Source organism: Pseudonocardia sp. KRD291, from assembly GCF_019263595.1.
Lineage (GTDB): Bacteria > Actinomycetota > Actinomycetes > Mycobacteriales > Pseudonocardiaceae > Pseudonocardia.
Map to the genome: position 1 here is coordinate 1 of NZ_JADQDD010000138.1, position 15,968 is coordinate 15,968.

The 15,968-nt window shown below is 73.4% G+C and carries 13 protein-coding genes; 7 read left to right on the forward strand and 6 right to left on the reverse strand.

What is annotated here, in order from left to right; all coding sequences use genetic code 11:
- The coding region (locus tag I4I78_RS18935; RefSeq protein WP_218612693.1) for an ABC transporter ATP-binding protein at nt 1-1,768 on the forward strand (1,768 nt) is incomplete at its 5' end.
- A gap of 55 nt (nt 1,769-1,823) precedes the next feature.
- Here the strand turns inward: I4I78_RS18935 and I4I78_RS18940 are convergent.
- The 3 genes from I4I78_RS18940 to I4I78_RS18950 form a co-directional block, all read right to left on the reverse strand.
- A complete protein-coding gene (locus I4I78_RS18940; protein ID WP_218612694.1) occupies nt 1,824-2,381 on the reverse strand; it encodes a GNAT family N-acetyltransferase in 558 nt (185 codons plus the stop codon).
- A gap of 260 nt (nt 2,382-2,641) precedes the next feature.
- The gene (locus tag I4I78_RS18945) at nt 2,642-3,562 is read right to left on the reverse strand and encodes a cation diffusion facilitator family transporter (RefSeq protein ID WP_218612695.1); all 921 of its coding nucleotides are present in this window, start codon (nt 3,560-3,562) and stop codon (nt 2,642-2,644) included.
- 138 nt (nt 3,563-3,700) lie between these two features.
- Nucleotides 3,701-6,226, reverse strand: coding sequence for an ATP-dependent Clp protease ATP-binding subunit (locus I4I78_RS18950; protein ID WP_218612696.1), 2,526 nt, complete (start codon nt 6,224-6,226; stop codon nt 3,701-3,703).
- 112 nt (nt 6,227-6,338) lie between these two features.
- Between I4I78_RS18950 and I4I78_RS18955 the strand changes: the two genes are divergently transcribed.
- Nucleotides 6,339-6,746: a nucleotidyltransferase domain-containing protein gene (locus I4I78_RS18955; RefSeq protein ID WP_218612697.1), complete on the forward strand. Its 408-nt coding sequence runs from the start codon at nt 6,339-6,341 to the stop codon at nt 6,744-6,746.
- Entirely contained in the window at nt 6,746-7,141 is a 396-nt protein-coding gene (locus I4I78_RS18960; protein ID WP_218612698.1) for a DUF86 domain-containing protein, read from the forward strand. The genes I4I78_RS18955 and I4I78_RS18960 overlap by 1 nt, the downstream gene beginning before the upstream one ends.
- Nucleotides 7,142-7,160: 19 nt before the next feature.
- On the opposite strand, the gene I4I78_RS18965 is transcribed toward I4I78_RS18960, so the two are convergent.
- Nucleotides 7,161-8,015 (reverse strand): hypothetical protein, encoded by an 855-nt coding sequence (locus I4I78_RS18965; protein WP_218612699.1) that lies wholly within the window; start codon nt 8,013-8,015, stop codon nt 7,161-7,163.
- A 219-nt stretch (nt 8,016-8,234) separates the two neighbouring features.
- Between I4I78_RS18965 and I4I78_RS18970 the strand changes: the two genes are divergently transcribed.
- On the forward strand, nt 8,235-9,689 hold the full coding sequence (locus I4I78_RS18970) for an APC family permease (RefSeq protein ID WP_218612700.1): 1,455 nt from the start codon (nt 8,235-8,237) through the stop codon (nt 9,687-9,689).
- Nucleotides 9,690-9,711: 22 nt separating this feature from the next.
- Here the strand turns inward: I4I78_RS18970 and I4I78_RS18975 are convergent, their stop codons facing one another.
- Nucleotides 9,712-10,980 carry an FAD-dependent monooxygenase gene (locus tag I4I78_RS18975; RefSeq protein WP_218612701.1) on the reverse strand — a complete coding sequence of 423 codons (1,269 nt, stop codon included), beginning with the start codon at nt 10,978-10,980 and terminating at the stop codon, nt 9,712-9,714.
- A gap of 116 nt (nt 10,981-11,096) precedes the next feature.
- Here I4I78_RS18975 and I4I78_RS18980 point away from each other — a divergent pair, with 116 nt between their 5' ends.
- Together I4I78_RS18980 and I4I78_RS18985 are read left to right on the forward strand one after the other, a co-directional pair.
- Nucleotides 11,097-12,461 carry a UDP-glucose/GDP-mannose dehydrogenase family protein gene (locus I4I78_RS18980; protein ID WP_218612702.1) on the forward strand — a complete coding sequence of 455 codons (1,365 nt, stop codon included), beginning with the start codon at nt 11,097-11,099 and terminating at the stop codon, nt 12,459-12,461.
- Nucleotides 12,458-13,822 carry a lipopolysaccharide biosynthesis protein gene (locus I4I78_RS18985; protein WP_218612703.1) on the forward strand — a complete coding sequence of 455 codons (1,365 nt, stop codon included), beginning with the start codon at nt 12,458-12,460 and terminating at the stop codon, nt 13,820-13,822. The genes I4I78_RS18980 and I4I78_RS18985 overlap by 4 nt, the downstream gene beginning before the upstream one ends.
- 36 nt (nt 13,823-13,858) lie before the next feature.
- Here the strand turns inward: I4I78_RS18985 and I4I78_RS18990 are convergent, their stop codons facing one another.
- On the reverse strand, nt 13,859-14,755 hold the full coding sequence (locus I4I78_RS18990; protein ID WP_218612704.1) for an ATP-grasp fold amidoligase family protein: 897 nt from the start codon (nt 14,753-14,755) through the stop codon (nt 13,859-13,861).
- Between the two features lie 246 nt (nt 14,756-15,001).
- On the opposite strand from I4I78_RS18990, the gene I4I78_RS18995 reads away from it, so the two are divergent.
- Nucleotides 15,002-15,968, forward strand: a 967-nt coding sequence (locus tag I4I78_RS18995; RefSeq protein WP_218612705.1) for a glycosyltransferase, incomplete at its 3' end; no start/stop codon positions are given.

A 15,968-nucleotide genomic window follows, 5' to 3' on the forward strand; every position in this document is an offset into this window, starting at 1 on the left:
CGACCAGGCCCCAGAGCCATCCGGTGACGGGCCGGGCACGCTGCGCCGGGCCGCCCGCCGTCCGCGGCCGGTGGCGCACCCGGTCGCCCCTCCCCCGCTGTGGCGGACCGTGCTGCGGCTGGCCCTCGCGCACCCGCGCTGGGGGTTGACCGGTGGCCTGGCGTTCGTCCTGGCGACCCTGGGCAGCGCGACCGGCGCCGTCACCGGATGGCTCTGGGGCCTGGTCGTACAGGGCCTGCAGGGCGGGGCCCTGCCGTGGACGACCGCGCTGACCCTGACCGGGGTGCTGCTGCTGTTCCCGGTGTGGATCGCGGTCGCGTTCCGCACGTACCCGCTCTGGTGGGCGGCGGCGACGCTGCGGATGCGCCTGGCCGTGCTGCGCGGGCAGACCATGCAGCACCGGCCGGCCCGGGTCCCGTCCGGCGAGGTGGTGGCCCGCGCCCTGGACTCCGACCGGATGGTGCTCTACGTCGACCGCTGGGTGGACGTCGGCAACGCCGCGGTACTGGTCCTGGTCACCGGTCTGGTCTCGGGAGAGCCGGTAGCCGCCGCCGTGATCGGCGGGTTCCTGCTGCTCTGCGCCGGGGTCGCCGGGATCGGGGCACCGTTCGCCGGGCGCGCCGGCCGGATCGCCGCCGACGCCCGCGCCCGGTTCGGCACCGCGCTCGGGTCGGCGCTGGAGGGCGTGCGCACGGTGAAGCTGGCCGCGGCCACCGGCGCCGTCCGCGGGCACCTGGACTCGGTCGACCGCGTGCGGGTGCGGGCGACGATCCGCGAGCAGCGGGTGCGGACACTGCTCGACGGCGTACCCGGCGTGCTCGTGCAGGGCGCCGTGGTGCTGACCTGGTCACTGCACCTGGCCGGGACCTGGAACCTGGCGACGGCGCTGCTGGTGACGACGGCGCTGAGCGGGGCGGGGTTCCTCGGCCAGGTGTGCGCGGCCGTGGTCACCGAGGCCCCGATCGCCCGCCGCTGGCTGGCCGCGGTCGCCCCGTTCGCCGGGCCTGCCGACCTCACCCGGCTCCCGGCCGGCGTCGACCTGGTCACCGGGACCGCGCCGGCCCCGGAACCGGCCGTCGGCGAGCCGCTGCGCCGGCTGTCGCTGGAGAAGGTCACCGCCGTGCACGACGACGGCACCGTCGGCGTCGAGGGTGTCGACCTCGACGTGGACGCCGGGTCCCTGGTGCTCCTCACCGGGCAGGTCGGGTCCGGCAAGTCCAGCCTGCTCGCCGGTCTCGCCGGCCTGGTCGGGCACGAGGGCGTGATCCGCTGGAACGGGTACGCGGTCTCCGACCCGCAGCGGTTCCTGCGCCCCGGCCAGGTCGCCTACGTGGCCCAGCTGCCCCGGGTGCTGTCCGGCACGTTCGACGACAACATCACCCTCGGGCACCGCCGGCCGGTGGCCGAGTCGGTCGAGGCGGCCCGCCTCGGCCGCGACGTCGACGCGGCGGGCGGCACCGGCGCCGTCGTCGGGCACCGCGGGATCCGGCTCTCCGGCGGTCAGGTGCAGCGCCTCGCGATGGCCCGCGCGCTCGCCACCGGCGCCGAGCTGATCGTCGCCGACGACGTGTCGTCGGCACTGGACGTGCGTACCGAGATCGAGCTGTGGGCGGCGCTGCGCAGGCGGGGCACCACCGTCGTCGGCGCCAGCACCACGCGGGCGGCGCTGGCACGGGCGGACCGGGTGGTGGTGCTCGAGGACGGGCGGATCGCCGCGCAAGGGCCGTGGGAGACGCTGTCGCACCGGTGGGGACACCTGGCCGGGTGAGTGCCCGGTCCGGCTCCGCCCGGCGGGCCGGGCCCCCCGGGGCGCTGGCGCTGGCTCATCCCGCCCGGGCGGCGTCGCGGTCCATCAGCAGGCCGTCGAGCTCCACCCCGTCGGGGTGCACGATCCGGACCGACCTGCGGGCGAGGAACCCGCACGACTCGTAGAGCGCGACCCCGGGCAGCGTCGCGACCAGCACCAGCGCGGCGAACCCGGCTCCGGACGCCGCCCGGGCGCTCGTCTCCACGATCTCCCGGCCGAGACCGCGGCGGGTCCACCCGTCGTCCACGAACATCGCGCGGATCCGCGCCGGCTCGGTCGCCGGGTCGATCCGGCGCAACGGGTCGTCGTCCGGGTCGTCGCTCGGACCGGCGAACAGCTTGGCCCGCATGCTCCATCCCCCGCACGCCACGATCCGGCCGCCTGCCTCGTGCACGTAGTAGGTGCCGTCGTCGACCAGGACGGCGTCCGGGCGGGCGATGTGGCGGGCGGCGCTCGCCGTCTGGCGCACGTCGTAGTGCGACGGGAAGTGCGCCCGCACCGACGCGGCCATCAGCTCCTCGATCGCCGGGAGATCGGCCGGACGGGCGGGGCGCAGCGTGGGTACCGCGGGCATGACGATCATCGTGGCCGTGGCGGCGGGCGGGCGCACCCCCGTTTCCGGTCGCGCCCGACCGGCCCGCACCGCATTCCGGGTTGCCGCCACCGGCCGTGATCGATCTGTGTGTGCGGATCGGTGCCACGGGTGGCACCGATCCGCACACACTTCGCGATCACCGGCTCTCAGCGCCGATGTTCGCTCCGCACGCTCCGCTCAGCGCCGATGTTCGCTCCGCACGCTCCGCTCAGCGCCGATGTTCGCTCCGCACGCTCCGCTCAGCCGCAGTGGTCCTCGTGCCCCACGTGCGCGCCGTGCTCGACCTGCAGCGTGCTGTGCGCCAGCCCGAACCGCTCCCGCAGGAGGTCACCGGCGCGGTCGAGCACCGAGGCGTCGCCGCAGTGGGTCTGCGAGTCCTCGTCGACGACCAGGTGCGCCGACATCGCCGGGGTACGGTCGTTGATCGCCCAGACGTGCAGGTCGTGCACCGCGTGGACGTCCGGGATCTCCAGCAGTGCCGCCTGCACGGCCTGCGGGTCGATGTCGCGCGGGGCGCCCTCGAGCAGGACGTGCGCGACCTCGCGCAGCAGGCCCACCGCCCGCGGCAGGATCAGCGCGACGATCAGCAGCGAGGCGATCGTGTCCGCGTACGGCCAGCCGGTCGTGAGCAGTACGACCGCCGCGGCGATCACCCCGACCGAGCCCAGTGCGTCGCCGAGCACGTGCAGCATGGCGCCGCGCATGTTCATGTTCGCCCGGTCCCCGCCGGCCAGCACGAGCAGCGACACGACGTTGCCGAGCAGACCGAACGCGCCGATCACCAGCAGCGGCAGCCCGGGGACGTCGGCCGGTTCGAACAACCGGGACACGCCCTCGACGGCGACCCAGACCACGACCGCGACCAGCGCCAGCGCGTTCAGGCCGGCGACCAGGACCTCGGCCCGGCCCAGCCCGTAGGTGCGCCGCCAGCTGCTCGGACGCGCGGCCAGATAGGAGGCGAGCACCGCGGCGGCCAGGGCGCCGGCGTCGGTGAGCAGGTGCCCGAGGTCGGCCAGCAACGCCAGCGACCCGGTCAGCAGCGCCCCCACCGCCCCGAGCACGGCCGTGACCAGCGTGACCGCGAGCGCGATCGAGAGCCGGCGGCGGTCCGAACCCGCGCCGTGCCCGTGCCCGTGTCCGTGCCCGTGTCCCTGCCCCATGCGACCTCCCGAGGTTCCCCCACATCGTACTCATGCGTACTTTTGCATGTCTAACTCGGCGACGTGTGAGGGCGCACCGTCGGGGTCGGGCGCGCCGGGCCGCCTCGAGGAGGGGCCGCCCGGCGCGGGCCGCCCGGCTCAGACCGTGGCCGGCTCGGTGGTGTCGATCACCAGCTCGCCGTCCGCGGCACCGACGCGCACGGTGTGTCCGGCGTCGATGTCGCCGTTGAGGAGCATCTGCGAGAGCGGGTTGTCCAGCTCGCGGCGGATCGTGCGGCGCAGCGGGCGGGCCCCGAAGTCCGGCTGGTAGCCGTGCTCGGCCAGCAGGCGCACCGCCTCCGAGCTCACCTCCAGGCCGATCCCGCGGTGCGCGAGACGGGCCCGGGTGTCGGCCAGCAGCAGCTCGGTGATGTGCGCGAGCTGCTCGGTGTCCAGGCGCCGGAACACGATCGTCTCGTCGATCCGGTTCAGGAACTCCGGGCGGAACACCTCCCGCAGGCGCGGCATCAGACGCTCGCGCAGCACCGCCTCCTCGCGCTCCTCGGCGTTCGCGTTCTGCTCCGCGGCCGAGCCGAACCCGAGCGTCATGCCACGCCCGGTGATCAGCTCCGACCCGACGTTCGAGGTCATGATGATCACCGCGTGCCGGAAGTCGACGGTGCGGCCCTGCCCGTCGGTGAGCCGGCCGTCGTCGAGCACCTGCAGCAGGGTGTTGAACACGTCCGGGTGCGCCTTCTCGATCTCGTCGAGCAGCAGCACCGAGTACGGACGCCGGCGCACGGCCTCGGTCAGCTCCCCGGACTCGCCGTAGCCGACGTAGCCGGGAGGGGCGCCGACCATCCGGGCCACCGTGTGCTTCTCGCTGTACTCGCTCATGTCCAGGCGGACCATCCGGTCCTCCTCGCCGAACAGCGACACGGCCAGCGCGCGGGCCAGCTCGGTCTTGCCGACGCCGGTGGGCCCGAGGAACAGGAAGCTGCCGACCGGGCGGTCCTCGTCGCCGAGCCCGGAGCGCGAGCGCCGGATCGCCTCGGCGACGGCGGTCACCGCCGCCTCCTGCCCGACGACGCGCTGGTGCAGCTCCTCCTCCAGGCGCAGCAGCCGGTCGCGCTCGGCCTCGGTGAGCTGCGAGACCGGGATGCCGGTCGACCGCGACACGACGTCGGCGATCTCGGAGACCCCGACCTGCGGCGCCTTGCCCCCGGGCCCGCCGGTGTCGGTCAGCTCGGTGCGCGCGGTGGCGATCTCGTCGCGCAGCCGGCTCGCCTTCTCGTAGTCCTCGTGCGCGACGGCCTGGTCCTTGTCCCGCTCGAGCTGCTCGATGCGCTGCTCGACGTCGCGGCGGTCCACCGACGGCGTCCGGGTGCGCAGCCGGACCCGGGCACCGGCCTGGTCGAGCAGGTCGATCGCCTTGTCCGGCAGGAACCGGTCGGTGACGTAGCGGTCGGACAGCTCGACGGCGGCGCGCAGGGCCTCCGGGGTGTAGCTGACCTGGTGGTGCGCCTCGTACCGGTCGGCGAGCCCGCGCAGGATCGCCACCGTGTCCTCGATGGTCGGCTCCGGCACCAGCACCGACTGGAACCGGCGCGCGAGCGCGGCGTCGGACTCGATGTGGCGGCGGTACTCGTCGAGCGTGGTGGCGCCGATCACGTGCAGCTCGCCGCGGGCCAGTGCCGGCTTGAGCATCTGGCCGGCGTCCATCGTGCCGCCGCCCTCACCGCCTCCGGTCCCGGCCCCGACCATGGTGTGCAGCTCGTCGATGAACACGATCAGCTCCGAGGCGTGCTCGCGGATCTCCTCGATGATCGACCGCATCCGCTCCTCGAAGTCGCCGCGGTAGCGGGTACCGGCGACGACACCGGCGAGGTCCAGCGCCACCACGCGGCGCCCGCGCAGGGTGTCGGGCACCTCGCCGTCGGCGATCCGCTGGGCGATCCCCTCGACGACGGCCGTCTTGCCGACGCCGGCCTCGCCGATCAGCACCGGGTTGTTCTTGGTGCGCCGCGAGAGCACCTCGATCGTCTGCTCGATCTCGTCGCCGCGCCCGATCACCGGGTCGAGCTTCCCGTTGCGTGCGGCGGCCACGAGGTCCTGCCCGTACTGGTCCAGGGTCGGGGTCGCGCTCTCGGGCTCCGGCTGCCCGGGCCCGGACGGCCGCGCGCCGCCCTGCGGGTGGGAGGTCATCGAGCCGGGTGTGAACCGGGAGCGGGCCAGCAGCCGACCGGCCGCGGACTCCTCGTTCGCGGCCAGCGCGAGCAGCAGGTGCTCCGGGCCGATGTAGCTCGAGCCCATCGACCGCGAGATCTGGTGCGCGTCGAGCAGCGCGCGCTTCGCCGACGGCGTCAACGACGGGTGGCGCCCCTCCTCGGCCTCCTGGCGCGGCAGCCGCTCCTCCAGCGTGCGCACGATGACGTCCGGGTCCGACCCGGCGCGGGTGATCCACTGGCGGGTCGTCTCGGCGCGCGCGCAGACCAGCAGGATGTGCGCGGCGTCGAGGTCGGTGTCACCCCGGCCCATGGCCTCCTGCGCGGCCCCGGACATGATCTCCCGGGCACCTGCGCTCATCAGTCGGCTCAGGTCGATCCGGTGCATGGGTCCGCGCGGGTCGCCGGGACCCATTCGCGGGACGTCGCCGGGGCCACCCGGCCCGAAGAAGCCGGTCATCGCAGTACACCTCTCGTCGGGAACAGCGGTGCAGGCGTTCCCGCCGCGGCGGGGGTCGAAACCGACCCGGGAGCGCCCGCCGGCAGGGAGCGTGACCTGAGACGATGACCGCATGAGCCCGCTCGTCGCGACGCTGACCACCCACCGGGTGGCCGTCGCCTACCTGTTCGGGTCCCGCGCGGAGGGGGGAGCCCGGGAATCCAGCGACCACGACGTCGCGGTCCTGTTCCTCGGCGAGCCCGCGCTGGACGCCACGGTGCGGCTCGCCTCGGACCTCTCCCCCGTGCTGGGCACCGCCGTCGACGTGGTCGATCTGGACGCGGCACCGCTGGAGCTGCGCGGGCGGGTCGCCGAGCGGGGGCGGCTGCTGCACTCCGCCGACGAGGCCCGTCGCGTCCGCTTCGAGGTGGACGCCCGGATGCGCTGGATCGAGTTCCGCCCGGTGGTGCAGGAGACCACCCGGACCTTCCTGTCCCGGGTGGCGGGCGAAGGCCTGCGGCTCCACGACGGCAGGTCCTGATGGTCGACGTCGACCGGATCCGCCGGATGCTCGTGCAGCTGGAGCGCTACCGGGCCCTGCTGGCCGCGGACCATCCCGACCCGTTCCGTCGCCGACACCTGGTGCAGACCGCCGCCCAGATCTGCATCGACCTCGCCAACCACGTGATCGCGGCGGACGGGCACCGGGTCCCGCGCGACTACGGTGACGCTTTCCGGGTGCTCGCCGAGGTCGGCGTCCTGGACGCCGCGCTGGCCGACCGGATGGTCGCCCTGGCGGGCGCCCGCAACGTGATCGTGCACCTCTACGTCGAGGTGGACGACGACCGGCTGGCCCGGGCCGTGCGGGCCGGCGGGCTGGACGACCTCACGGCCTTCGCGACGGCGATCGCCGCGCTGGCCGCGGACGACCGATGACCCCCGGCCCGGGACGGGCTCAGCCCCGCAGCGACGTCAGGACGTCCTCGGTGACGTCACGGCACACGCCCCAGCCGTAGGACTCCGGGCGCTGCGCCGGGAACCGGGTCATCACCGCGAGCGCGTAGCGGTCCCAGGACACGACGCAGTTGACGTTCCAGCCGGTCTCCGAGTGCAGCGTCCAGCCGTTCTTCTCGGCGACCGGGGTGTCCCCGCCGAGCAGCTCCCGGATGCCGAACGAGCCGCCCTCGTCGACGTTGCGCAGGTCCGCCACCAGCTCCGCGCCGCCCGGGTAGGACGGCGCGCGGTCCAGCACGCAGGTCAGGATGCGGGTCGCGTCGACGGCGGTGAGCTGGGCGTAGGACCAGTAGCCGCGCCGCGAGGTCGAGACGTCGACCCCGCACACCGGCTCCAGGTGGGCCAGCATCCTGTCCCCGCCGAGCCCGCGGTAGAGCCGCTCCGCGGCCTGGTCGTCGCTGCTGCGCACGGCACGGCGGATGAGACCGCGCTCGGCGGCGGTGACGGCGCGTCCGGAGTCCCGGGCCACGCGCAGGTGGTCCGCCGCGATCCAGGCCTTGATCGCGGACTCGGCGTTCGTGCGCTCGGTGGCGGCGTTGCGCGACCCGGTCCGGCGGCCGTCGACGGTGTCGGTCAGCGTCCAGGACAGCCAGAGCCCGTCCTCGCCGTCCCGACCCACCGGCACGCCGTCGCGGAACACGTCCGGGGCGGGCACGGGCGGAGCCTCGGCGGGCGCGGCGGGCGGTGTGTCGGTGCCCGCACTGCCCACCTTCTCGATCGGCGCCGCACACGCGGCGAGCGCCAGCAGGGCGCCGAGCAGCACCGCACAGCGTGCGACGAACGGGCGACGCGCCACGACGGTGGCCCCTCGGACGGACCGGTGGCCGGCACCGGGGGTGACGGAAGAGCAGGACGACCACCCTCAACCGTACGGAACCGGACCCGGTCGCGTCCGGGACGACCGATCTGTTCACGCAGAGGTCACGCCCGCCGCAGCGGCGCCGGGGATCACGATCGACCACCGACCGGTGCGGCAGGAGGTGCACGTCCCGCGCCCGCGGCATAGCGTGCGCCGATGGCGGTGACGCGGACGATCTCGGTCGAGCACGTGCTGGAACGGGGCGAGAGGAACAACCTCAAACGGACGCTGCGGGCCCGCGACCTCATCGGGTTCGGGGTCGGCATCATCATCGGCACCGGGATCTTCACCCTGGCCGGGGTGGAGGCCAAGGAGCACGCCGGGCCCGCGGTCACGCTCTCGTTCCTGATCGGCGCCGTCGTCGCCGGGCTGGCCGCGCTCTGCTACGCCGAGCTCGCCTCGTCCGTCCCGACGGCCGGCTCGGCCTACACCTACGCGTTCGCCACCCTCGGCGAGATCTTCGCCTGGATCATCGGTTGGGACCTGCTGCTGGAGTTCGGGCTCGGCCTCGCGACCGTCGCCCGCAGCTGGTCGGGCTACCTGTCGAACCTGTTCGGGCTGCCGCCGAGCCTGTTCGGCGAGGACGCCACCGTCAACGTCGGCGCGGTGGTGATCATCGCGTTGCTGACCGTGGTCGCCGTCGCCGGCATCCAGCAGTCCTCACGCCTGACGAACATCCTGGTCGCGGTCAAGCTCGCCGTGTGCGTCCTGATCCTGGTCGTCGGGTTCTTCTACGTCGACACGGCCAACCTGACTCCGTTCATCCCGCCGGCGCAGCCGGCCGAGGGCGGCGGCTCGGTGCTCACCCAGCCGGTGGTGTCCGGGGTGTTCGGGCTGGAACCGACCGTCTACGGCGTCGGCGGCATGCTCACCGCCGCCGCCATCGTGTTCTTCGCCTACACCGGGTTCGAGGCGCTGGCCAACCTCGGCGAGGAGACGAAGCGCCCGCCGCGGGACATGAAGATCGGTCTGCTCGGTGCGCTGGCGATCTGCGCGGTGCTCTACGTCGGCGTCTCGTTCGTGCTCACCGCGATGATCCCCTACACCGAGATCGACGTCGCCGCGCCGCTGGCCGCCGCGTTCACCGACGTCGGGGCGCGCTGGGTGGCGATCCTGATCGCGATCGGCGCCGTCACGGGCCTGACCTCGGTGATGATGGTCGAGCTGGTCACGATCGGCCGGATCGGCTACGCCATGGGACGCGACGGCCTGCTGCCGAAGCCGATCGGCACGGTGCACCCGAGGTTCGGCACCCCGCACCGGATGACGATCATCGGTGGCGTCGTGTGCGCGGTGATCGCGGCGTTCACCCCGATCACCGAGCTGGCCGACATGGTCTCGATCGGCGCGCTGGCCGCGATGATCGTCGTCGCGATCGCGGTGCCGGTGCTGCGCCGGACCCGCCCGGACCTGAAGCGCCCGTTCCGGGTGCCGCTGTCCCCGGTGATCCCGGCGATCACGGCCGTGGCCTGCCTCTACCTGATGCTCAACCTGGACCTGCTCACCTGGCTGCGGTTCATCGCCTGGCTGGTGATCGGCCTGGTCGTCTACCTGGCCTACGGCCGCCGGCACTCGTTCCTGGCGAAGGGGAGCTCGTCGGACGGGACGTGAGCCCGGGTCCGTGGCGTGTGGCTCAGGTCGAGCCGGTCAGGAGCTGGGCGCGGGTGATCTCCCCGCGGCTCAGGGCGCGACGGTGGCGCCGGGCCGAGGTCAGGCGGGCGCGCACCCGGCGGACCGGCTCGATCTGGGTGGCACGGTGCAGCTGGTAGTGCAGCGGGCCCTGGTCGCCGCGGCGGTCGAGCAGCGACCACGCGAAGCGCACCGGGTCCTGGTCCAGGCGTTCGTCGATGTTCTCGAACCACTCCATGCTGCGGCGCGCCATGTCCTGGATCGGCTTCATCACCGCGCGGCGGCGCGCGTCGTAGGCGGCCAGTGCTCCCGAGAGGTCGGCCGCGGCCGGGACGTGCGCCCCGTCCCCGTAGAGCGCGTCGGCCAGCCCGATCGAGTCGGCGACGGCGAGCACGGTGCCCGACCCGATGGCGAAGTGCGTGGTGTGCGCGGCGTCGCCCATCAGCACGACGTTGTCCCGGCGCCAGGTGGAGTTGCGGACCTCCCGGAACCGCAGCCAGGGCGAGGAGCCCATGCCGGGCGGGGCGATCAGACTGTGGCCGTCCAGGGCCCGGGCGAAGCGGCGCTCGAGCATCCGCATCGCCTCGTCCGGGTCCATCGTGTCCAGGCCCAGCCCGGTCCAGGTCTCCGGCGAGCACTCCACGATGCAGGTGCTCACACAGTCCGCGGCCGGGTAGGCGTGGAACCAGATCCAGCCGGCCTCGGTCGGCTCGAACGCGAACGTGAACGCCGCGAACGCCCGCGAGGTGCCGAACCAGACGTAGCGGTTGCGGCCGTGGCTGATCTCGGTGCCGAAGTGGTCGGCGTGGCGGGCCCGGATCGGGGAGTTGATCCCGTCCGCGGCGACCACCAGGTCGGCGTCGGCGGTCAGCGGGTCCTGCGCCGGGTCGCCCGCGACCGGCGTGTCGAACCGGACGTCCACCCCGACCTGCCGCGCGCGCTCGGTGAGCACCTCCAGCAGCCGGGCCCGGCCGATCGAGTAGCCGTAGCGCCCGCCCAGGTGCACCGGCCGGCCGCTCCCGTCCCGCGACCCGATCTCGATGACCTGCTCGCCCCACACGTGCGCGGCCGCGCGGACGGCGCGCGCGCCGACCGGGTCGGTGCGGAACAGGCCGTCGAGGATGTCCTCGCCGAGCGTCACGGCGAAGCCCTGCGTCGCGCCGAAGCCGTTGCGTTCCACGACCGTCACGTCGTCGCGTCCGCCGGAGCGCAGCCGGGCCAGGATGGCGAGGTACAGCCCGGACGGGCCGCCGCCCACACACACGATCTTCACCCGGCCGGTCCCTTCTCCGCACACATCCGACGCGCGGAACCTAACAAGGTCGCTCCCCCACCCGGGCGATGGCCCGCGGGCAGGTGCCCGACCGGGGGTCGGCTAGCGTCGCGTCCGTGTTCGCCCGCAGCGTCGCCGTCATCGGTACCGGGTACGTCGGACTGACGACCGGTGCGTGCCTCGCCTCCCTCGGACACCGGGTGGTCTGCGCCGACATCGACGAGGCCAAGGTCGCGCGCCTGTCCGCGGGCGAGGTCGACATCCGCGAACCGGGCCTGGCCGAGCTGGTCCGCGAGGGGATCGCCGCCGGGCGGCTGACGTTCGTGGTCGGTGCGGCCGCCGCGGTCGCCGAGTTCGGCGCCCGCTCGCAGCCCGTCGAGGTGATGTTCCTCTGCGTGCCCACACCGATGGGCGTGGGAGGGGTCGCCGACCTGGCCGCGGTCGAGTCGGTCGTCGAGGAGACCCGCGCCGTGCTGCCCGCGGGCTGCGTGGTCGTGAACAAGTCGACGGTGCCGGTGGGGACCGCAGACCGCACGTCCGAGTTGCTCGAGCGCGCCGACGTCGCGGTCGTGTCCAACCCGGAGTTCCTGCGCGAGGGCTCCGCGGTGCACGACTTCCTCAACCCGGACCGGATCGTCGTCGGGTCGAACACGTCGCAGGACGCCGCGGAGCGGGTCGCGACGCTCTACGCCCGCCTCGGCGCCCCGACCGTGCTCACCGACGCGGCCAGCGCCGAGATGATCAAGTACGCGGCGAACTGCTTCCTGGCCATGAAGCTGTCCTACGTCAACGCACTGGCCGAGCTGTGCGAGCGCCTCGACGCCGACGTCACCGACGTCACCGAGGGGATGGGCTACGACCGGCGGATCGGGCAGGCCTTCCTCAACCCGGGCCCCGGCTGGGGCGGGAGCTGCCTGCCCAAGGACGTGCACGCGCTGCTGCAGGTCGCCGACTCGGCGGACTTCGAGTTCCGCCTGCTGCGCGCCACGATCGACACCAACACCCGCCAGTTCCAGCGGATGGTCGACAAGATCCGGGTGGCGATCACCGGCAGCAAGCGCGGCTCGGTGACCCGGCGCAGGATCGCGCTGTTCGGCCTGACGTTCAAGGCCGGCACCGACGACCTGCGCGACTCCCCCGCCCTCGGCGTCGCCGCGCTGCTGCGCCAGGCCGGTGCCGAGCTGGTCGGCTACGACCCGGGCGTCCCGGCCGCGACGACCCCGATCGAGTCCAGCCTGCTCGAGACCGTCGACTCCCCGGAGAAGGCCGCCGAGGGCGCGGAGGCGGTCGTCGTGCTCACCGACTGGCCCGAGTTCCGCACCCTGGACTGGTCGGCCCTGGCCACCGTCGTCGCCCGCCGGACCGTCGTCGACACCCGCAACCTGCTCGACCCGGCCGTGCTCGGCCGCGCCGGGTTCGACTGGGTCGGCGTCGGCCGGGTCCTGCACGACGTCCCGGCGAACCTGCCGACGACCCCGTGAGCACGCCCGGCCCCGGTCTGCCCGGCGGGGAGCGGGGGCCCTCGGCGGCCCGCCCGACCGGCGTCCTCGGCGGGCGGGTCCGCGCCCTGCGCGCGGAGATGGCCGTACCGCTCTACCGCAACGCCTACGCGCTGATGCTGAACACCGTCGTCAACTCGGGGTTCGGCCTGCTCTACTGGATCTTCGCCGCGCGCACGTTCGACGCCGACGAGGTCGGGCGCGGCAACGCGCTGGTCTCGCTGATGATGCTGGTGTCGGTGCTGACCCAGCTCAACTTCGGGCAGGCGCTGATCCGGTTCCTGCCGCGCGGGGGGACCTCGTCGGCGGCGCTGGTCCGGCGGGCCTACGCCGTGTCGGCCCTGGTGGCCGTCGTCGGCGCGTCCCTGGTGATGGCCTACTGCCACTTCCTGCGCGACCCCGGGGACCCGCTGTATGTCTCGGCCGGGTTCGGTGCCTGGTTCGTCGTCTCGACCGCCGCCTGGTCACTGTTCAACCTGCAGGACGCGGCACTGACCGGGCTGCGCTCGGCGATGTGGATCGTGCTGGAGAACGGCGTCTACGGCGTCGTGAAGCTGGTCCTGCTCGTCGTCGTCGCGCAGACCTCGCTGTCCGACGGGGTGTTCACGTCCTGGACGCTGCCGGTGATCGCCCTGCTGGTCCCGTTCAACATCCTGATCTTCCGCCGGGTCCTGCCGCGGCACACCGCCGAGACGGCCCCGGACCAGCACGTCCCGGACCGGCGGACGCTGAACCGCTACATGGCGGGCGACTACACCGGCCAGGTGTTCAACCAGGCGACCTCGTCGTTCCTGCCGGTGCTGGTGGTGACGCTGCTCGGCCCCGAGCAGGCGGCGTTCCTGCTGCCCGCACAGACGGTGTTCATCGCGATGAACCTGCTGCAGACCTCGATCACGTCCTCGCTCGTGGTGGAGGGCGCGCGGGACGAGGCCCGGGCGCACCGGTTCGCCGCGGCGATCCTGAAACGGATCGCGGTGACCGTGCTGCCGGGTTCGGTGGTGCTCGCGCTGGCCGCTCCGCTGCTGCTGCAGCTCTACGGCACCGCGTACCGGGAGAACGCCACCTGGTTGCTGGTCCTGCTGATGGTCTCGATGTTCCCCCGGGTCGTCGTCACGCTCTACATGACGATGTCGCGGCTGCAGAACCGGACCGGCCCGCTGGCCGTGCTGCAGTTCGTGCACGCGGTGCTGATGCTCGGCGGGACGATCGCGCTGGCCGGGCCGCTCGGGCTGGACGCGGTCGGCTGGTCCTGGCTCGCGGTGGAGCTGCTGCTCGCCCTGGTGCTCGGGCCCCGGGTCCTGCGGTGGCTGCGCACGGACCGCCGCGCACCGGCCGCGGCCTGAGCCGGGCCCCGGGAGGCGAGCGGGCGGGCCCGGGGCTCAGACCACCGGGCGGCGGACGAAGCGCTCCGGGATCGGGGTGCCCTCACGCCACAGGTCACCGAGCGCGCGGTCGAACTCGCGCGGCTGCAGGCGGACCAGGCCGCCGCCCGGGTTGTGCGTGATCTCGCCGAAGTACACGTGCCCGTCGACGTCGTAGAGGTCGACCCGGGCGAAGGTGAAGTCCGCGCCGAGCTTGCGCGCGATACCGATCATCTCGTCGTAGGCGGCCGGCTTCTGCGGGAGCGCGCCGGCCTGGGCGAACCGCCCGGAGACCGCGTACCCGCACCAGTCCGGGTGCAGCAACGTCGAGGTGTGGTCGGTGAACCGGTCCTGGTCGACCACGACCATCGCGGGCTCGCCGTGGAACATGAAGAACTTGTAGTCCGCGGGCGGGCTCGTCCCGTCCCCGATGAACCGTTCGACGACGACGCGCCGCGGCAGCCCGCGGTAGGGAGCCTCCCGCCAGCCGTGCCGGTAGAAGTCGGTGTCGAGCCAGCGGGCGACGGTGGACCGGATCGCGGCGTGGTCGGCCGAGGCCGGCTCGCGGACCAGGATCGTCATGTCGCACCCGTGCGCGCCCTTGACCACGTAGGGCTCGTCGAAGGACTCCAGATCGAGGTCCTCGGCGCGGTCCGCCACGGCCAGCAACGGGATCAGGTGCTGCTCGCCGACCCGTTCCGCGACGTGCGCACGCACCGCGTACTTGTCAGCGGTCAGATGGACCAGAGCGGGCTGTTCACCCAGATTCTTCCTCGCCAACATCTGCGCGTAGGTCCGCGGACGCCGAAAGGTCGTGAACTCACCCTGGAACAATGCGTGATGAGCCATCGCAAATATGCGGCGCGGCAGGAACCGCAGTCGCCGGGAGATCATCACCCGAGCCGGAAACGACATTCGTCGGAGGATAGTGCAGCGGCGCCGCCGCAACGCCCGAGGCTCCCTCCCCACCAGTCGATCATCGGCGCGGCGGCCCGTTCGGCGCAGTTAGATCACCCTGTCGCACACCCACCGTGGCGCCCGCCACCCGGACAGACCACTCGCGGTGCCGCGCAGCCCGTTTGTCGCAATCGGTGACCCTTCCGGCTGTTCTTCCCCGATGTGGCGCGTCCACCCCTTTGGTCGCTTGCTAACGTGCTCACCGTGGGGGATGAATCCGCTCTCGTGACGGTGATCACTCCGGCCTACAATGTGGGGCCGTGGATCGGTGACGCCATTGATTCCGTTCTGGCCCAGACGCAGACGCGCTTCGAGTACCTCGTCGTCGACGACGGCTCGACCGACGACACGGCCGACGTCGTGCGGTCCCGCGCCGCGATCGACCCCCGCGTCCGCCTCGTCTCGGCACCCAACGGGGGCTCCGGCGCGGCGCGGAACCTGGCACTGGCGCAGAGCTCGGCGGAGTTCGTCGCGTTCCTCGACGGCGACGACCGCTGGCACCCGGACTTCCTGCGCCACATGCTGGCGGTCATGCACGACGCGCCCCGCGACGTCGGCATCGTCTACTGCCACACCCGGGTCATGCTGGAGAGCGGGCAGGTCGTCGCGCTGCGCTGGCAGCCGACCGGCCGTTGCGACCTCGACCGGCTGCTGGTGGAGAACAACCCCCCGCACAACGGCAGTTCGCTGCTGATCCGCCGCAGCTGCTTCGACGAGGTCGGGGTGTTCGACACGACGCTGGCCAGCGCCGTCGACTTCGAGATGTGGCTGCGGATCGCGTCGTCGTCGACGACACCGTTGCTCTGGGGCACCAGGCGCTACCTGCTCGACATGCGCCTGATGCGCACCGGCAGCATCAGCTCCAACCGCGGGGCGCGCTTCGAGTGCCTGGACAAGGTGATCGCCGAGTACGCGCCGCGGATGACGCGCCTGCACCCCGGCCTGGCCTGGGTGCGCCCGGCCGTGTTCGCCTACCGCGACGGGTTCGACGACGTCGGCGACCGCTGGGCGATGGCCGCCCGGGAGGCCGGGACGGCGACACTGGCCCGGGACCCGTGGGGACGGTCGCTGCTCACGTGGAACTCGGCCGGCCGGGCCCGGCGGGCCCGGATCCGCGCGCTGCGCGACGGCGCGCGCTCCGGCGCCTACCAGGGGCTGTCCCGGGCCAAGC